Source organism: Mycobacterium sp. ITM-2016-00316, assembly GCF_002968335.2.
GTDB lineage: Bacteria > Actinomycetota > Actinomycetes > Mycobacteriales > Mycobacteriaceae > Mycobacterium.
Genome location: NZ_CP134398.1, coordinates 1 through 17,983, shown reverse-complemented (window position 1 = coordinate 17,983; position 17,983 = coordinate 1). Strand labels below are relative to the sequence as shown.

Annotated in this window: 15 protein-coding genes and 2 tRNA genes; 4 read left to right on the top strand and 13 right to left on the bottom strand. The window is 66.1% G+C overall.

Features of this window, described 5'->3' with window-relative positions; translation table 11 throughout:
* Positions 1-59: 59 nt before the first annotated feature.
* Both C6A86_RS00085 and C6A86_RS00080 read right to left on the bottom strand, forming a co-directional pair.
* A complete protein-coding gene (locus C6A86_RS00085) occupies positions 60-719 on the bottom strand; it encodes an aminodeoxychorismate/anthranilate synthase component II (RefSeq protein ID WP_105362612.1) in 660 nt (219 codons plus the stop codon).
* A gap of 26 nt (positions 720-745) precedes the next feature.
* A complete protein-coding gene (locus tag C6A86_RS00080; protein ID WP_105362619.1) occupies positions 746-1,540 on the bottom strand; it encodes a DUF881 domain-containing protein in 795 nt (264 codons plus the stop codon).
* A gap of 42 nt (positions 1,541-1,582) precedes the next feature.
* Between C6A86_RS00080 and crgA the strand changes: the two genes are divergently transcribed.
* Positions 1,583-1,864, top strand: coding sequence for a cell division protein CrgA (crgA, locus tag C6A86_RS00075; RefSeq protein WP_105362613.1), 282 nt, complete (start codon positions 1,583-1,585; stop codon positions 1,862-1,864).
* Positions 1,865-2,019: 155 nt separating this feature from the next.
* Positions 2,020-2,433, top strand: a complete 414-nt coding sequence (locus C6A86_RS00070) for a PH domain-containing protein (protein ID WP_105362620.1) — start codon at positions 2,020-2,022, stop codon at positions 2,431-2,433.
* 100 nt (positions 2,434-2,533) lie between these two features.
* Here C6A86_RS00070 and C6A86_RS00065 read toward each other — a convergent pair whose 3' ends face one another.
* Positions 2,534-3,070 carry a peptidylprolyl isomerase gene (locus tag C6A86_RS00065; protein ID WP_199196130.1) on the bottom strand — a complete coding sequence of 179 codons (537 nt, stop codon included), beginning with the start codon at positions 3,068-3,070 and terminating at the stop codon, positions 2,534-2,536.
* A gap of 56 nt (positions 3,071-3,126) precedes the next feature.
* Between C6A86_RS00065 and cwsA the strand changes: the two genes are divergently transcribed.
* Together cwsA and C6A86_RS00055 are read left to right on the top strand one after the other, a co-directional pair.
* The gene (gene cwsA / locus C6A86_RS00060; protein WP_105362615.1) at positions 3,127-3,552 is read left to right on the top strand and encodes a cell wall synthesis protein CwsA; all 426 of its coding nucleotides are present in this window, start codon (positions 3,127-3,129) and stop codon (positions 3,550-3,552) included.
* Between the two features lie 75 nt (positions 3,553-3,627).
* Positions 3,628-5,955 carry an arylsulfatase gene (locus tag C6A86_RS00055; protein WP_105362616.1) on the top strand — a complete coding sequence of 776 codons (2,328 nt, stop codon included), beginning with the start codon at positions 3,628-3,630 and terminating at the stop codon, positions 5,953-5,955.
* Between the two features lie 21 nt (positions 5,956-5,976).
* Here the strand turns inward: C6A86_RS00055 and C6A86_RS00050 are convergent.
* From C6A86_RS00050 to dnaA, 10 genes are all read right to left on the bottom strand, one after another.
* Positions 5,977-6,049 (bottom strand) — tRNA-Ala (locus C6A86_RS00050).
* A 129-nt stretch (positions 6,050-6,178) separates the two neighbouring features.
* Positions 6,179-6,252: transfer RNA gene (locus C6A86_RS00045), tRNA-Ile, on the bottom strand.
* Positions 6,253-6,318: 66 nt separating this feature from the next.
* Positions 6,319-7,233 (bottom strand): DUF3566 domain-containing protein, encoded by a 915-nt coding sequence (locus C6A86_RS00040; RefSeq protein ID WP_105362617.1) that lies wholly within the window; start codon positions 7,231-7,233, stop codon positions 6,319-6,321.
* A gap of 48 nt (positions 7,234-7,281) precedes the next feature.
* Entirely contained in the window at positions 7,282-9,837 is a 2,556-nt protein-coding gene (gene gyrA / locus C6A86_RS00035; RefSeq protein WP_311100977.1) for a DNA gyrase subunit A, read from the bottom strand.
* Positions 9,838-9,893: 56 nt separating this feature from the next.
* Positions 9,894-11,921, bottom strand: a complete 2,028-nt coding sequence (gene gyrB, locus C6A86_RS00030; RefSeq protein WP_311100976.1) for a DNA topoisomerase (ATP-hydrolyzing) subunit B — start codon at positions 11,919-11,921, stop codon at positions 9,894-9,896.
* A 208-nt stretch (positions 11,922-12,129) separates the two neighbouring features.
* Positions 12,130-12,630 carry a DUF721 family protein gene (locus C6A86_RS00025; protein WP_396835423.1) on the bottom strand — a complete coding sequence of 167 codons (501 nt, stop codon included), beginning with the start codon at positions 12,628-12,630 and terminating at the stop codon, positions 12,130-12,132.
* 53 nt (positions 12,631-12,683) lie between these two features.
* The gene (recF, locus tag C6A86_RS00020; protein ID WP_105363365.1) at positions 12,684-13,844 is read right to left on the bottom strand and encodes a DNA replication/repair protein RecF; all 1,161 of its coding nucleotides are present in this window, start codon (positions 13,842-13,844) and stop codon (positions 12,684-12,686) included.
* 2 nt (positions 13,845-13,846) lie between these two features.
* Positions 13,847-14,740: a phosphogluconate dehydrogenase (NAD(+)-dependent, decarboxylating) gene (gene gnd / locus C6A86_RS00015; protein WP_105363366.1), complete on the bottom strand. Its 894-nt coding sequence runs from the start codon at positions 14,738-14,740 to the stop codon at positions 13,847-13,849.
* A 31-nt stretch (positions 14,741-14,771) separates the two neighbouring features.
* Positions 14,772-15,971, bottom strand: a complete 1,200-nt coding sequence (gene dnaN / locus C6A86_RS00010; protein WP_105363367.1) for a DNA polymerase III subunit beta — start codon at positions 15,969-15,971, stop codon at positions 14,772-14,774.
* Between the two features lie 515 nt (positions 15,972-16,486).
* Positions 16,487-17,983, bottom strand: coding sequence for a chromosomal replication initiator protein DnaA (gene dnaA, locus C6A86_RS00005; RefSeq protein ID WP_105363368.1), 1,497 nt, complete (start codon positions 17,981-17,983; stop codon positions 16,487-16,489).

Here is a 17,983-nt window from a genome sequence, read left to right as displayed (position 1 = left end):
CAGCGCCGCCATGGATATATCTTCGTGGCGCCGCTCTCAGAGTGACATTGCGTCGGGACTCAGGTCCGGGCGGTGGCCGCGCGGACGGTATCGGCCACTTCGGTCTCCAGCGTGCGGACCAGGCCCTCATCGGGTGCGGCCCCGCAGTAGCCGAGCCAGTTCGCCAGCATCCGGTGACCGCCCTCGGTGAGGATCGATTCGGGGTGGAACTGCACGCCGTGGATCGGCAACTCGGTATGCCGGACCGCCATGATGACGCCGCTGTCGGTGCGGCCGGTGGCTTCCAGCACGTCGGGCAGGGTGTCCGGCAGGATGGTCAGCGAGTGGTAGCGGGTCGCCGTGAAGGGCTCCGGAAGTCCTTGCAGCACACCGGCATCGGTGTGATGCACGATGCTCGTCTTACCGTGCAGCAGTTCCGGGGCGCGGTCCACGGTGCCGCCGAAGGCAACCCCGATGGCCTGGTGGCCCAGGCACACGCCGAGCAGCGGGGTGCGCGTCTTGGCGCAGGCCCGCACCAGCGCGATCGACGCGCCCGCCCGCTCCGGGGTGCCGGGGCCGGGGGAGAGCAGGATGCCGTCGAACTGCGCGGCGACCGCATCCGGATCCGACAGCCGGTCGTCATCATTGCGCCACACCTGCGCGGTCACGCCGAGCTGACCCAGGTACTGGACCAGGTTGAACACGAAGCTGTCGTAGTTGTCGACGACCAGTACCTGCATGCGATCAGGCTACTGGCCTGCGCACGTCAATATCCGAGTGGACCGAGCGGCTTGGCGTAGCGCATCCGCACCGGTGCGCTGTGACCCACCAGCTCCACCTGCTCGCGGACCTCCTCGGAATACCCGAGTTCGAACCGCAGCACGTACTGCTTGTACAAGGTCACCAGCGGGGCCTCGGCCAGCGCGGTCTGCATGGCCGGCACGTCGCCGACGGCGGTGATGACATACGGCGGGCTGTAGGTGCGCCCGTTGAGCAGCAGGGTGTTCCCGACGCACAGCGGCGCCGACGTCGCGACGATGCGTTGATCCTGCATCTGGACGCCCTCGGCACCGGCACTCCACAGCGCGTTCAGGACCGCCTGGATGTCCTGCTGATGCACCACCAGGTCGTCGGGGGCGGCGTCGATGGGATATCGGCCATCGGCGTCACGCTGGGCGTCGTTCAGGGTGATCACCAGGCCAGGCCCGCGCAGCGGATCCAGCCCGGCCTGCTCGGCGAGGGTGTCCGAACGGCGGGTGATGGCGGCCAGGGCGGCCTCGGCGCCGGGGGAACCACCGTGGCGGTGATCGAGGGAGTTCACCATGTCGTCGCGCCGCGCAGCGAGACGGTCCACGCTGGCACTGGCTTCACGCACCAGGTCCACCAGCCGCGGGGAGTCGCTGCGGCGGATCTCGTCGCCGCCGGAGACGCCATGGGTGGTGGACAGCAGGAAACCGGCGAACACGCACACGACGGGAACGCCGAATCGCCAGAGCGAGCGTCGCCGGTTGGAATTCCCGGCGGCGGGCGCGGCTGCGTTAGGCTCAGGTTTCTGATCCATGTTCGAGTCCCGGCCGTTCTCCATCGTCTTCAAAGGTTAACCATGCCCAAGTCCAAAGTCCGTAAGAAGAACGACTTCACCATCAACCCGGTGAGCCGGACCCCGGTCAAGGTCAAGGCCGGCCCGTCGAGTGTGTGGTTCGTGGTGCTGTTCGTGGGCCTGATGTTGCTGGGCCTGCTGTGGTTGCTGGTGTTCCAGCTGGGTGCGACCGGTTTGGACGCCCCGACCTGGCTGGGCTGGATGGCCGATCTCGGCCCGTGGAACTACGCGATCGCCTTTGCTTTCATGATCACCGGACTGTTGCTCACCATGCGGTGGCGCTGACGCCCGCGCGTCCCGGTTTGAATTCAAAATTGCTTCCATGCGTTCCCCGAGCCGCAACCTGCCCGTAACCCAATCACACCGTTGTGATTCATCCCCATTGGGGATAGCGCCTGTGGATAACTTCAAAGCCCCCGGTGAGACGGTGTACTGACGTGATTCAGCAAACAAGTTGGGCTCCGAAGACGACCGGCATCGTCTGGATCGGCATCATCGGTCTCGTGATGGCCGCCGTCGCTGTGACCGTGGTCACAGACCTGCCCGGACGTGTCCTCGGGGGCGTTGCCGCACTGGGTTTGATTCTGTTTGCAACAGCTTCATGGCGCGCACGTCCAAAACTGGCAATCACCGACGCCGGCCTGGAGATTCGCGGCTGGCTGAGCACCCGGGTGCTGACCAAGGCCGACATCACCCTGATCCGGATCACCGAGTTCCGCCGGTTGGCACGCAAGGTGCGACTCTTGGAGATCGACACGGCCGATGACCGGCTCCATGTGTTCACCCGGTGGGACCTGGGCACCGACCCGTTACAGGTGCTCGACGCGCTCACCGCCGCCGGCTACACACCCTGAACCCGCGAGCGTGCGTGTCTGTCCCCGGACACGCCGCTCCACGGCCAAAGAAAACGCACGTTCACCGGCAACCGGCGAACGTGCGTTTCAGGGGTTTACGTCAGGAGATGGTGACGGACTCGATCACGACCGCCTCGGTGGGCCGGTCACTGCGATCGACCGCCGTGGTGGCGATGGCGTCGACGACCTTCTGAGATTCGGGATCGACGACCTCACCGAAGATGGTGTGCTTACGGTTCAGGTGCGGCGTGGGGCCGACGGTGATGAAGAACTGCGAACCGTTGGTGCCCGGTCCGGCGTTGGCCATGGCCAGCAGGTAGGGCTTGTCGAACTGCAGTTCCGGATGGAACTCGTCGGCGAACTGGTACCCCGGGCCACCGCGGCCGGTGCCGGTCGGGTCGCCGCCCTGGATCATGAAGCCGTCGATGACCCGGTGGAACACCGCGCCGTCGTAGAACGGGCCCGACGTGCTGCCGGAGGCGTTCTCGGTGCTGTAGTCCTTGGTGCCGTTGGACAGGCCGGTGAAGTTTGAGACCGTCTTGGGGGCATGGTTGCCGAACAGGGCAATCTTGATGTCGCCACGGTTGGTGTGCAGCGTCGCGGTCGCTGTCTGAATGGGGCTCGTCACGGAATCCAGTCTGCCATTCGCGGTTCGTCGACCGCCCCCGGCCCCACGCGAATAGGCTTGCGCTCATGAGTGCGAAGACGACCACCGCCCGGTTGACGCCCCGCGAGCGGTTCGCCCGTGGCCTGAAGTACTCGACGGTGGGCCCGTATGACATCACCAGGGGAGCGGTCGGCATCACCGCAGGCACCGTCGGATCCTCGGTGGGTTGGCTGCGCGATCAGTACCGCAGCGGCAAGCTCCGCGACGAACTGGAGACCGCCCAGGAGGTCGTGGCGACCGAGCTCGCCGCGGCCCAGGAGGTCATCTCCAACCTGCCGCAGGCCTTTCAGGAGGCGCGACGCTCGAAGCGTCGCCCGCGCCCGATCGTGCTCGTCGCGGCCGGGGTGGGTGTGCTGGCCGTCGGGGCGGTCACGTTCTCCATCGTGCGGCGCTCGATGCGTCCCGAGCCGTCGGCGCTGCCGCCGAGCGTCGAGGTCACCCCGCGGCCGTGAGCCGTCGTCCGGCCCGCCCGGTCGGCATCCGCGGTGTATCACTTATGCGACATTCAGTGCGCTGAGAGGACCGGTATGAGCGATTCCGTGGTGGCTCCGACACTTCCCGACGGTGGCGTGCTGCCGTTCCCGCCCGTGCCGTCGGCCAGCGTCGCCGGTCGCACCCTTGGCGAGTCGAGCTACGCGACCCGGCAGGTGCCGCGTCGCCTGCACAAGGATTCGCCGAACATCGTGATCGTGCTGATCGACGATGCGGGCCCCGGCCTGCCGTCGGGGCTGGGCGGCGAGGTCAACACGGCGACGCTGGACCGGATCTGTGCAGAAGGTGTGTCCTACAACCGGTTTCACACCACTGCCATGTGCTCGCCCACCCGCGCCTCGCTGTTGACCGGTCGCAACCACCATGAGATCGGCAACGGGCAGATCGCCGAACTCGCCAACGACTGGGACGGCTACTCCGGCAAGATCCCGCGCTCGGCCGCCACCGTCGCCGAGGTCCTCAAACAGTACGGCTACGCCACCTCGGCGTTCGGCAAGTGGCACAACACCCCCGCCGAGGAGACCACCGCAGCCGGTCCGTTCGAGAACTGGCCCACCGGACTGGGTTTCGAGTACTTCTACGGTTTCCTGGCCGGCGAGGCATCCCAATACGAGCCACATCTGGTGCGCAACACCACCGTCGTCTCCCCGCCGAAGACCCCGGAAGAGGGCTACCACCTGTCCGAGGACCTCGCCGATGACGCCATCGGCTGGCTACGCAGGCACCGGGCGTTCAATGCCGACAAACCGTTCCTCATGTACTGGGCCAGCGGCTGCCTGCACGGGCCGCACCACATCATGAAGGAGTGGGCGGACAAGTACGCCGGAAAGTTCGACGATGGCTGGGATGCCTACCGGGAGCGAGTCTTCGCGCGCGCCAAGGACAAGGGCTGGATCCCGCAGGACTGCGAACTGACCGAACGCGATGAGACGCTGCCGGGCTGGGACGATATCCCCGAGGACGAGAAGCCCTTTCAGCGCCGCCTGATGGAGGTGGCCGCCGGGTACGCCGAGCATGTCGACGTCCAGGTCGGCCGGATCGCCGATGAGCTGGACGACCTCGGCTACGGCGACAACACCTTGTTCTTCTACATCTGGGGTGACAACGGATCCTCCGGCGAAGGGCAGAACGGCACCATCGCAGAACTGTTGGCGCAGAACGGCATTCCCACCACCGTGCGCCAGCACATCGACGCCCTCGATGCGCTCGGCGGGCTCGATGTGCTCGGCTCGCCGCTGGTGGACAACCAATACCACGCCGGCTGGGCGTGGGCGGGCAGCACACCGTACAAGGGCATGAAGCTGCTGGCCTCACACCTGGGCGGCACCCGCAATCCGATGGCGGTGCGCTGGCCCGCGAAGATCAGCGCCGACCCGACCCCACGGGATGTGTTCCTGCACTGCACCGATGTGGTGCCGACCATCTACGAGGTACTGGGCATCGAACCGCCGCGCACGGTGGCGGGGGAGCAGCAGATACCGCTCGCCGGGGCGAGTTTCGCGCGCACCCTTGCCGATCGCACCGCACCCGGCGGGAAGAAGACCCAGTATTTCGAGATCATGGGCAGCCGGGCCATCTACGACGACGGCTGGCTGGCCTGTGCCCGCGGGCCGCGGTTGCCCTGGGTACCGGGCGCACCCGAAGGCATCGCCACCTGGACCCCCGATCAGGACCGCTGGGAGCTGTACAACCTCGACGAGGACTGGTCGCAGGCCCATGACCTGGCCGCCGCACAGCCGGAGAAGGTGGCCCAGCTCCGTGAGCTGTTCGCCATCGAGGCCGCCCGCAACGCCGTCCTACCGATCGGCGGGGGACTGTGGGTGCCGGTCTATCACCCCGAACTGCGCATCGCCCCGCCCTATCGCGAATGGACGTTCGCCGGGGACATGGTGCGGATGCCGGAGTTCTGCGCGCCGGCGCTGGGCAACAAGAACAACACCGTGACCATCGACGTCGACTTGCCGGAGTCCGGCAGCGGTGTGCTGTACGCGCTGGGTGCCGCCGCGGGCGGGCTGACCTGCTACCTGGACGATGGCTACCTCTGCTACGAGTACAACCTGTTCATCCTGATGCGCACGAAGCTCCGGTCCGCGACGCCGGTGCCCGCGGGGCGGCACACGATCGTGGTGCAGACCGGCTACGCGGAGCCGCGGCCGGGTGGACCGCTGGACATCATGGTGTCGGTCGACGGCACCACGGTGGCGTCCGGACAGGTGCCGGTGAGCGCCCCGCTGCTGTTCACCGCGAACGACTGCCTGGACATCGGGACATGCCTGGGGTCACCGGTCGCACTGGACTATCGCGAGCGGGCGCCGTTCCCCTTCGAGGGACGGATCCACCGGGTGCACGTGCGGTACGACTGAACACGGTCGCGCTGAGAATTGTGGAGCCTAGGAGATTCGAACTCCTGACATCTGCCTTGCAAAGGCAGCGCTCTACCAACTGAGCTAAGGCCCCTTACGGGGTTATGCGAGGCGGGCCTCGGTGGTGTGCCAGACCTCGACACCGTGCCGGGATCGGTACACGATCACCGCTGCGGCTGCCAGCACCGCCACCAACACCAGCTTCATGGTGCATACCCTTCCGTGGGCCTAGGAGGACTCGAACCTCCGACCTCTTCGTTATCAGCGAAGCGCTCTAACCACCTGAGCTATAGGCCCGTAACAACCTTTACGGCCGAGCGACGAGATTACCGTAAGCACGGCCCATCGCCCAAACCGCGAGGATCAGTCCCGATCCGCCAGGGTCACCTCGACGCCGCCGACCAGGTCGGTGATGAGGTTGTAGATGAACGCACCGGCGGTCGCCATCGCCGTCAGCAAGACGATATTGACCAGACCGATCAGCGTCGCACCGCCGAAAATCGTTCCGCTGGAGATGAGTTCGCCACCGGTTCCGCTGTCACTGGTCAGCAGGTCGCCGACGTTGCTGTTCAGCTTGGTCCACACGCCCATGCCGCCGAGCACCAGGTACAGGAAGGCTACGGCGATCATCCACACGAAGAACAGCGCACCGGAGAGCACCAGGGAGACCTTCAGCGTGCTCCACGGATCGATCCGGCGGATCTGCATGCTCGCCCGCACCGGGCCCGCCGACTTCTTGGCCACCTGCACCCGGCCGGCCGGGGCCGCCGGACGCTGCTCGGCGGGCGCGGGGGCGTTCGCCGGGCGCGGAGGCCGGGACTGTGCGGACAGGTCCGGCAGTTCGCTGGCGTAATTCTCCGAGCGCGGGCCCTCGGGCCGTTCCGGGGTACGGGCCGGCACGACCTCGGTGTCCCGGTTGGCCGTACTCGGCACGCCGGCGATGAACTGGCCCAGGCGGGCGTCGGCACCGGGGGAGCGGGCCGGGGGACGCTGTCCCTCCGGCGGACGCTGTGCCTCGGTGGGACGGGGCCCTTCGGCGGGGCGCTGCGACTCCGTGGGCCGTGGGCCCTCGGACCCACGCGGCGCTTCCGCGGGACGGGGCGGGGTGCCCTGTTCCGCGGGACGCGGCCCGTTCGCCCGGGCAGCCGGACCCCGTTGCCAGGGGGGAACGTCGCCGGACTCGGCGGCCGCGCGTCCCGGCGGCCCGGCAGGCGCTCCGTTGGCGCTGCCGGGGCCCTCGCCCGCACGCGGGTGTCCGGGCTCGTTCGGTGAAGTCACCTAGCGGCTCCTTGTCTCAGGCCGTGCCGAGATGGCAGCGGCGTCGCGTCACGTTGCGTCGGGCTCGGTGCTGTCGGGTTCGGTGGCTTCGGGTTCGCTGCCCTCGACCTCGTCGCCGTCAGACTCGTCGCCGCCTTCGGCATTCCGCGCAATCGCAATCAGTGTGTCGCCCTCGCCCAGGTTCATCAAGCGGACGCCCTTGGTCTGGCGCCCGGCCTTGCGGACCTGGCGAGCGGCCGTCCTGATGACACCGCCGCCGGAGGTGATGGCGTACAGCTCGGTCTCATCGTCGACGATCAGGGCTCCGACCAGACTGCCACGCTTGGGGTCGTACTGGACGGTGAGGATGCCCTTGCCGCCACGGCCCTGCGCGGAGTATTCCTCGATCGCGGTGCGCTTGGCGTAGCCGCCGGACGTCGCGACCAGCAAATACGTGCCTTCGCGGACGACGTTCAGCGACAGCAGCTGGTCCTCTTCGTTGAACCGCATGCCCTGGACACCGGAGGTGGCGCGCCCCATCGGCCGCAACGCCTCGTCGGTGGCCGAGAACCGGATGGACTGGCCCTTGGCGCTGACCAGCAACAGGTCTTCCTCGGCCGAGCACAGGACCGCACCGACCAACTCGTCGTCGTCGCGCAGGTTCACCGCGACGATGCCACCGGAACGGTTCGAGTCGAAGTCGGTGAGCTTGGACTTCTTGACCAATCCCTTGCGGGTGGCCAACACCAGGTACGGAGCATCCTCGTAGCTCTTGAGCTGGATGACCTGGGCGATGCGCTCCTCCGGCTGGAACGCCAGCAGGTTGGCCACGTGCTGGCCACGAGCCGTCCTGGACGCCTCCGGGAGCTCGTAGGCCTTGGCCCGGTACACCCGGCCCTGCGTGGTGAAGAACAGGATCCAGTCGTGGGTCGAGCAGACGAAGAAGTGATTGACGATGTCGTCCTGCTTGAGCCCCGCGCCCTGGACTCCCTTGCCGCCGCGCTTCTGGCTTCGGTAGAGGTCGGACTTCGTGCGCTTGGCATAGCCGGTCTCGGTGATCGTGACGACGACCTCTTCACGGGCGATGAGGTCCTCATCGGCGACATCACCGTCGGCCGGGACAATCCGGGTGCGCCGGTCATCGCCGTACTTGTCGGCCAGTTCGGCCAACTCGTCGTGCACGATCGCGCGCTGCCGCTCCGGCTTGGCCAGGATGTCCTCGAGGTCGGCGATCTCGGCTTCGATCTTGGCGAGGTCGTTGACGATGCGCTGGCGTTCGAGAGCGGCGAGGCGCCGCAGCTGCATGTCCAGGATCGCCTGCGCCTGGATCTCATCGACATCGAGCAACTCGATCAGGCCCGACCGCGCGACGTCGACGTTGGCCGATGCCCGGATCAACGCGATGACCTCGTCGAGCGCGTCGAGCGCCTTGACCAGACCGCGCAGGATGTGGGCCCGTTCGTTGGCCTTGCGCAGCCGGTAGATGGTCCGCCGCACGATGACGTCCAACTGGTGCACCACATACAGCCGGATCAACTGATCGATGCGCAGCGTGCGGGGCACTCCGTCGACGATCGACAGCATGTTCGCGCCGAAGCTGGTCTGCAGCTGGGTGTGCTTGTAGAGATTGTTGAGCACCACCTTGGCCACGGCGTCGCGCTTGACCTCGACGACGATCCGCAAGCCGACCCGGTCGGAGCTCTGATCTTCGATATTGGAGATGCCCGCGAGCTTGGCGTCGCGCACCTGATCGGCGATCGAGGTGATGAAGTTGTCGTGGTTCACCTGGTAGGGCAGCTCGGTGATCACCAGCAGCGTGCGTCCCCGGGAGTCCTCCTCGACCTCGACGACACCGCGCATGCGGATGGAACCGCGGCCCGTGGTGTACGCGTCGTGGATGCCCTGGGAACCGACGATCAGACCGTAGGTGGGGAAGTCGGGTCCCTTGACCCGCTCGCACACGGCCGCCAGCGTCTCTTCCTCGTCGGCCTCGTAGTTGTCCAGGCACCAGAAGACGGCCTCCGCGAGCTCGCGGAGGTTGTGCGGGGGCATGTTGGTGGCCATACCGACCGCGATGCCACCGGAACCGTTGGCCAGCAGGTTGGGGAACCGGCTGGGAAGGACGGTCGGCTCCTGCACGCGGCCGTCGTAGTTCGGGATGAAATCGACTGTCTCTTCGTCGATTTCGCGCAGCATCTCCATGGCCAGCGGCGTCAGCCGGGCCTCGGTGTAGCGCATGGCGGCCGGCGGGTCGTTGCCCGGCGAGCCGAAGTTGCCCTGGCCGTCGACAAGCGGGTAGCGCAGTGACCACGGCTGGGCCATCCGGACCAGGGTGTCGTAGATCGACGAGTCACCGTGCGGGTGGTAGTTGCCCATCGTTTCGGCAACCGAGCGGGCGGATTTCGCGTGACCGCGGTCGGGCCGGAAGCCCGAGTCGTACATGGCGTAGAGCACGCGGCGGTGCACCGGCTTGAGCCCGTCGCGGACCTCCGGAAGTGCGCGCCCCACGATGACGCTCATCGCGTAATCGATGTAGCTGCGCTGCATCTCCTGCTGGATGTCCACCGGTTCGATGCGATCGGTGGTGGCGCCGTCGTCGCCCGGGGGCAGGGTGGTGTCTGTCATGTGCTCCTCGCTCGTCTATGAGCAGCTGGGAAGGGGAAGGGGAAGGTCAACGGGCGTCAGACGTCAAGGAAGCGCACGTCTCTCGCGTTGCGGGTGATGAAGCTGCGTCGGGCTTCGACGTCCTCGCCCATCAGGATGGAGAACAGCTCGTCGGCAGCTGCCGCGTCGTCGAGGGTGATTCGGCGCAGCACCCGCGCGCTGGGATCCATGGTGGTCTCCCACAGTTCCTTCGCATCCATCTCGCCGAGACCCTTGTAGCGCTGGATGCCGTCCTCGGTGTTGATCTTGCGGCCCGCCGCGCGACCGGCCTCGAGCAGACCGTCCCGCTCGCGGTCGGAGTAGGCGAATTCAGGTTCGCTGCGTTGCCATTTCAGCTTGTACAGCGGTGGCTGGGCCAGGAAAACGTGACCGTTCTCGATGAGCGGTTTCATGAACCGGAACAGCAGCGTCAGCAGCAGCGTCGAGATGTGTTGGCCGTCGACGTCGGCGTCGGCCATCAGCACGATCTTGTGATACCGCAGCTTGGCGAGGTCGAACTCGTCGTGGATACCGGTGCCGAGCGCGGTGATGATCGCCTGGACTTCGGTGTTCTTCAGCACCCGGTCGATGCGGGCCTTTTCCACGTTGATGATCTTGCCGCGCAGCGGAAGAATGGCCTGATACATCGAGTCGCGGCCGCTCTTGGCCGAGCCACCGGCCGAATCACCCTCCACCACATACACTTCCGACAGACGCGGATCTGTCGAGCGGCAGTCGGCGAGCTTGCCGGGCAGACCACCGATGTCGGTCGCGCTCTTACGCCGCACCAGCTCGCGCGCCTTGCGCGCCGCCATCCGGGCTTGCGCCGACGAAACTGCCTTGTTCACAACAGTCTTGGCTTCGGCCGGGTTGGCCTCGAACCAGTGGCTGAGCTGTTCATTGCAGATCTTCTGGACGAAGGACTTGACCTCGGTATTGCCCAGCTTGGTCTTGGTCTGACCCTCGAACTGCGGGTCGCTGACCTTGACCGAGATGACGGCGGCCAGTCCTTCCCGGATGTCGTCGCCGGTGAGGTTCGCGTCCTTCTCCTTGAGCAGCTTCTTGTCCTTGGCGTACTTGTTGACCACAGTGGTCAGCGCGCTGCGGAAACCCTCTTCGTGGGTGCCACCTTCGTGGGTGTTGATGGTGTTCGCGAAGGTGTGCACCGATTCGGAGTAGCCGGCGTTCCACTGCATGGCGATCTCGACCTCGTGGCCGGGACCCTTGCCGTCGAAGTCGATGATGCTCTGCTGGATCGCGGTCTTGGTCCGGTTGATGTGTTTGACGAAGTCCACCAGACCGCCGGGGTAATGGTAGGAGCGGTGCTTGACCTTGTGCGGGCCCTTGGCCTCCGCCTCCTTCTCATCAGCGGACTTCGGCGCCTCGGCGGTATCGCTGACGACCTCATCGACGACCTCATCGGCGGTGACGCGCTCGTCGACCAGATCGATGGTCAATCCCTTGTTCAGGAATGCCATCTCCTGGAGGCGGCGGGCGATGGTCTCGAAGTCGTAGTTGGTGGTCTCGAAGATGTTGGGATCCGCCCAGAACCGAATGGTGGTGCCGGTCTTCTTCGTGGGCTCACCTTGGCGCAGCGTGCCGGGCACCGAGTACTCGTAGGTCTGGAACCACTCGGAGCCGTCCGTGCGGATGTCGGCTTCCAGACGCGTGGACAAGGCGTTGACGACGGACACACCGACGCCGTGCAACCCGCCGGACACCTGATAGGCGCCCTCCTCGAACTTGCCGCCGGCATGCAGAACGGTCATGACCACATCGACGGTCGGGATCCCGGTGCTGTGCATGGCGACGGGGATGCCGCGGCCGTCATCGGTGACCTCGACGCCGCCGTCCTCGAGGATGCGGACGTCGACCTTGCTGGCGAATCCCGCCATGGCCTCGTCGACGGCGTTGTCCACGACCTCCCACACCAGATGATGAAGACCGCGCTCGCCGGTGGATCCGATGTACATGCCCGGACGCTTACGGACCGCCTCGAGGCCCTCGAGCACCTTGATCGACTCCGCGCCATATGCGGTAGGGCCATTGTTCTTCTGGGCAGCCACGTTGGACGCGTCTCCTTGGGGTTCGCGGGGGGCGGTTCGATACCGCCGGCAGAGCTCCCCACAGTCTACCGTTACACACTGTCAGGACTGAATCTGTAGCGGCGTTTCCACCTACCTAACCGCGCCGTGCGCGGAATTTCTGGCCTATCGGAGCGTCGGGACGCTCAAGCAGCTCGATTTCCGGCGTATCGACGGCCTCAGACGACCACTATCCGTAGGTGTCGCGCGGGCCGCGCCCCGGGACGCTGCGATTGCCCTTCCGCCACGACGGCGCCACCGGTCCCTGGATCTTCATCGTGGTCACCACCCCGTCCCCGACGGCCGCCGCGATCTTGGCCAGGAGCTGGGCCTGCACCATCCGCAGCTGGGTGGCCCATGCCGTCGATTCGGCCGACACCGTCAGCACCCCGTCCCGCAGGCTGGTAGGTATCGCATGGTCGGCGATCTGATCGCCGACGACCGTGGCCCACTGACCCAGCACGGATCCTTCGGCCACCTGTTTCGACCATCCGCGGGATTGTGCGAGGTCGCGGGTGGCCGCGCTGAACGACTGTGGATCGCGGGCATCCGGGCCGGGTCCGGACCATCTGCGGCGCTTACCGGTGATCGGGGCGCGCTTGGCGGGAGCCACCCTGCCGCGCCCGACATCCTTACCCTGGCTGCGCGCGGCACCGCGGGCCTCCTCGAGCGCGCGGCGCACCATGTCCATTCCGGTCAGACCGGCCAGATGATCCGGCGGGCCCTGCGCCTCATCGTCCTCGATCACGTCACCACCTCTGAAATGCGTCCACTGTCATCATCGCGCATCGTGACCTCGATTCGGCGCACGTCCCAGTCCACGGGCAGATCCTCGGGCACCGCTGCGGTCACCAGCACCTGCTCCGCCGAGGCCGCCACCTTGGCCAGTGCCCGCCGTCGCGCACTGTCGAGCTCGGCGAACACGTCGTCGAGCAGCAGCACCGGGTCCGAACCTTCCGCACGCAACAGTTCGTAGGCTGCCAACCGCAAACCCAAAGCCATCGACCAGGATTCACCGTGACTGGCGAACCCTTTCGCGGGCTGTTCACCAAGGCGCAGTTCGAGGTCGTCGCGGTGCGGCCCGACCAGGCAGACACCGCGTTCCAGTTCGGCGGACCGCTTGCGACTCAACTCCTCGAGCAATGCGACCTCGAACACCGCAGGGTCGATGGTGCCCGCCGCGGCCTCGTTCTCGATGATCTCCACCGAGCTCCGGTATCTGATCGCCGCGGGCCGTGATGCCGGTGCCAGCAATTGATAAGCCTTCTCGACCTCGGGTGCGAGTTGGTTGACGAGGTCGACCCGCGCCGAGATGAGCTGTGCGCCATGTGCAGCCAGGTGGCCGTCCCAGGACTCCAGCGTGTCCAGCATCGAGGTGTCCCCGCGGTGCCGTGCCGGGCCGGCAGACTTCAGCAGCGCGGTGCGCTGCCGGACGACCTTGTCGTAGTCGGCGCGCACGCCCGCGATGCGGGGCCGTCGGGTGGTCGCGACCTCGTCGAGATACCGGCGTCGTTCCGCCGGGTCGCCACGCACCAGCGCCAGATCCTCCGGTGCGAACAGCACCGCCCGCAAGACGCCCAGGATCTCTCGGGGGCTGCGGACCGGAGACCGGTTCAGCCGGGCCTTGTTGGCCCGCCCGGTGGTGATCTCCAGATCCACCCCGAGTTCCCGGCCCTCGTTCACCACGATGGTAGACACCACCGCACGTTCGGCACCGGAGCGGATCAGCGGTGCGTCAGACGCCACCCGGTGTGAGCCGAGTGTCGCCGAATACCACAGTGCTTCAATGAGATTGGTCTTACCATAGCCATTGGGCGCGACGAAGACCGTCTGTCCGGGCTCGAGTTCCAGGTCGACCCGCGGCCACGACCTGAAGTCCGTCAATCCCAGATGGCGTACGTACAAAACTAGCCGGATTCCGAAATCCGCTGCACCGCATGTCCGCCGAACTGGTTGCGAAGGGCGGCAACGGCCTTCATGGTCGGTGAATCTTCCTGGCGGGAAAGGAATCTGGCGAACAACGAAGCGGCGATACCGGGAACCGGGACCCGCAGCCGGATGGCTTCTTCGACCGTCCAACGTCCTTCACCGGAGTCTTCGGTGTATCCGGTCAGATTGTCCAGACCCGGATCTTCCTTCAACGCCTTGGCCAGCAGCTGCTGCAGCCAGGACCGCACCACCGTGCCGTTGGTCCACGCCTGATAGACGGCCTGCGGATCCTTGACGAGCTCCTCGGCGGCGAGCATTTCGTAGCCCTCGGCATAGGCGGTCATCAACGCGTACTCGACGCCGTTGTGCACCATCTTGGTGAAATGTCCGGCACCCACCGGGCCGGCGTGCACGAAACCGTCGGCCTGCTCGCCGTCGGGACGCAGGGTGTCGAAGATCGGCATGGCGCGCGCGACGTCCTCGTCGCTGCCGCCGACCATCAGTCCGTAACCCTCGGTCAGACCCCAGATACCACCGGAGACACCGGCATCGATGAACGCGATTCCCTTGTCGCCCAGCAGCTTCGCGTGCAGTCCGTCTTCGGTGTAGCGGGAGTTGCCACCGTCTATCACCAAGTCTCCTGGCTCGAGCACCTCGGCGAGTTCGGCGATGGTAGTACGGGTGACCTCACCGGAGGGCACCATCACCCACACCGTGCGCGGCGCCGGCAGCGCCTCGGCCAGCGCGGCCAGTGTCGGAACATCCGTGACCTCGGGGCGAGGGTCGTAGCCGACCACCTCGTGGTCTCCGGCACGCAGGCGTTCCCGCATGTTGAAACCCATCTTGCCCAGCCCGATCAGCCCGAGTTGCATATGCGTGCGTCCCTCCGCGACGGTCAGCAGGTCAGCCCGGAAGCCGCACCGGCATCAACAAATAGACATAGTCGGTCTGCGCGGCGGGGAACGGCCCCGTCGCGCCGGCCTCGACACCATTGTCCCCTGCGGGACGCAACACCGCGGGACGGCTGGGTGTCGTGAAGCCGAATGTGACGCGCTCGGAGTGCAACGAACCCAGACCATCGGTCAGATAGGTCGGATTGAACGCGATGGTCAGCGGCTCGCCGGCGAATTCCACCTGCAGGTCTTCTTCGGCGCGGCCGACATCGTCGGCGCCCGCGGACAGCCGCACGCCATCCTCGTTGAACTCCATCCTGACCTGGGCACCACGGTCGGCCACCAAGGCGACGCGTTTGATCGCCTCGGTCAACTCGGCGACGCCGACCGTGGCGACCGCAGTGTGTTCGGTCGGCAGCAACTGACGGAACTTCGGGAATTCAGCATCCAGTAGCCGTGTGGTGGTCCGCTTGCCGTTACTACGGATACCGAGCAGGCCCTCTTTGCCGACGGCCGCGCCGGCACCGAGCGCCAGATGAACTTCGGTCCCGTCGGTGCCCGTCTTGGCGGCCTCGGACAACGTTTTCGCCGGCACCAGCACAGCGGCTTCGACGCCGGCCGAATCCGTCGACCAGGTCAGCTCGCGCACGGCCAGCCGGAACCGGTCGGTGGCGGCCAAAACAACCTTGTCACCGGAGATCTCCACACGGATGCCGGTCAGCATCGGCAGGGTGTCGTCGCGACCGGCCGCGACGGCGACCTGGCCGATGGCCTCTCCGAACAGATCGGCGGACACCACCCCGGTCTCATCGGGCAGGGCGGGCAACGAGGGGTAGTCCTCGACAGCCATCGTCGGCAGCGAGAAGCGGGCGCTGCCGCAGCTCAGCAATACCCGGGTGCCCTCGACGCTGACGTCCACCGGTTTGGCGGGCAAGGACCGGGTGATATCCGAGAGCAACCGGCCGGAAACCAAAGCGCTTCCAGGAGAAGCGATCTCAGCCGCAACGCGCACCTCGGCGGAGGTTTCGTAGTCGTATCCGGAGATGGTCAGGCCGTCGTCGGAGCCGGTCAGAAGCACGCCGGCGAGCACCGGGACGGTAGGCCGAGACGGCAGACTGCGGGCCACCCACGCCACCGCATCGGCAAAATCCTCGCGTACCAGACGGAACTTCAAATCGGTGAGACCAACATTCGTCGTCACCACGTCCATAACGTCCCTTCGATCTACCGCATCAACCAGCATCAACCAGCGGATTCCCCGTGTCACTCCGAGCGTAGTCGCGAACTGGTCGACGATCGCACCGGCGTATCGAATCACCACCGTAGAGCGTTCGGCGCGAACTTGAAAGCGATTCGAGCGCCGGGTGCGTGGCTCCGCAGGAGCCTCGATCGGAGAGCTCCGTGCTCTGTCCCCAACAGCCTGCTTTTAGAAGATGAACCTTCTAGAGATAAAAGCAACAGTAATAGGTCCTGTGGAAGCTGTGGATCGAGGCGGTTCCACGCAGGTGGTGGCGGTGCACGGGGTGTGTGCAGCCTGTGGAGCAATATCGGACGGATGGGGGGCGGCTGTGGATAACCATGTGATTGTGGAGTGGACCCCGGGTTGACCGGAGGTTTCACCCAGGTTGTGCACAGCAGTTTCCACACCGATTTTGTGTGACGACTGGTGCCAACGGGTCACAAGTTTTTCGCAATTTTTGTCGCCGGAACGACTCGAGAGTGGGCTCAGCGCTTGGAGCGCTGGCGGATCCGGGTGGTGAGTTCCTTGACGTGATCGAAGATCTCGCGTCGTTCGGCCATGCCGTCGCGGATCTTGCGCTCGGCGTACATGACCGTGGTGTGGTCGCGGCCGAAGGCTTCCCCGATGCGGGGCAGCGACAGATCGGTGAGCTCACGGCACAGGTACATGGCGATCTGGCGGGACTGCGCCAGTGCGCGGGTCTTACCGGGTCCACGGAGCTCTTCGATGCTGGTTTCGAAGTACTCGGCGGTGGCGGCCATGATCGTCGCGGTACTGATCTGCATGGTGCTGGCGTCCGAGATGAGATCCCGAAGGACGATCTCGGCCAGCGATTTGTCGATCGTGGTCTTGCTCAGCGAGGCGAACGCGGTGACCCGGATGAGGGCGCCTTCGAGCTCACGGATATTGCGTTCGATGCGGCTGGCGATCAACTCGAGCACGTCATCGGGTACGTCGAGGCGATCCATCTGCGCCTTCTTTCGCAGAATGGCGATGCGGGTCTCCAGCTCGGGGGGCTGCACATCGGTGATCAGGCCCCACTCGAAACGGGTCCGCAGCCGGTCCTCCAGGGTGGCCAGCTGTTTGGGGGAGCGGTCCGAGGAGATGACGATCTGCTTGTTCGCGTTGTGCAGCGTGTTGAAGGTGTGGAAGAACTCCTCCTGGATGCCGTCCTTGCCCTCGATGAACTGAATGTCATCGACGAGCAGGATGTCGACATCGCGGTAACTGCGCTTGAAGGACGCCTTGCGGTCATCACGCAACGAGTTGATGAAGTCGTTGGTGAATTCCTCGGTGGAGACGTACTTCACACGCATCCCCGGAAAGAGCCGTTGGGCATAGTTGCCGGCCGCGTGCAGGAGGTGTGTCTTGCCGAGGCCGGACTCGCCCCAGATGAACAGCGGGTTGTAGGCCCGAGCCGGTGCTTCGGAGATGGCAAGGGTCGCGGCGTGGGCGAACCGGTTGGAGGCGCCGATCACGAACGTCTCGAAGGTGTAGCGCCGGTTGAGGCTGACGGCGTTGGCTTCGGGGGCGGTGTTCTGGGAACGGTTGAAGTACGTCGGCCAGCTGGCCTCGGCACTGGCGAGGGCCTCGCCGTCCTCATCGACTTCTTCGCTGTCGGTCGCGGGCTGCTCACCGGTCTCCGACGCGGCCTCGGGTTCGGAGGCGTCGTCCGGACCTGGGGTGGCGATGCGGACGCCGAGTTCGACGCGCTGGCCGAGTTGTCGGCTGAGCGCCGAGACGATGGGTTCGCGCAGTCGTTCGATCTCGTTTTGCACGAAGGCCGACGGCACGGACAGCAGGGCAAACCCCTCGGTGATGACCAAGGGTTTGACGAGTTTCAGCCAGGCACGTTGCTGTGCGGTGAGGAATTGCTCACGTGGGCCTCCGTTGACGGTCTCGCCGAACGGTGTCTCTCCATTGAGCTCGGAAACGACATTGGTCCAGACCGTGAGGAACGAGGAATCGGGGTCCGCAGTCAA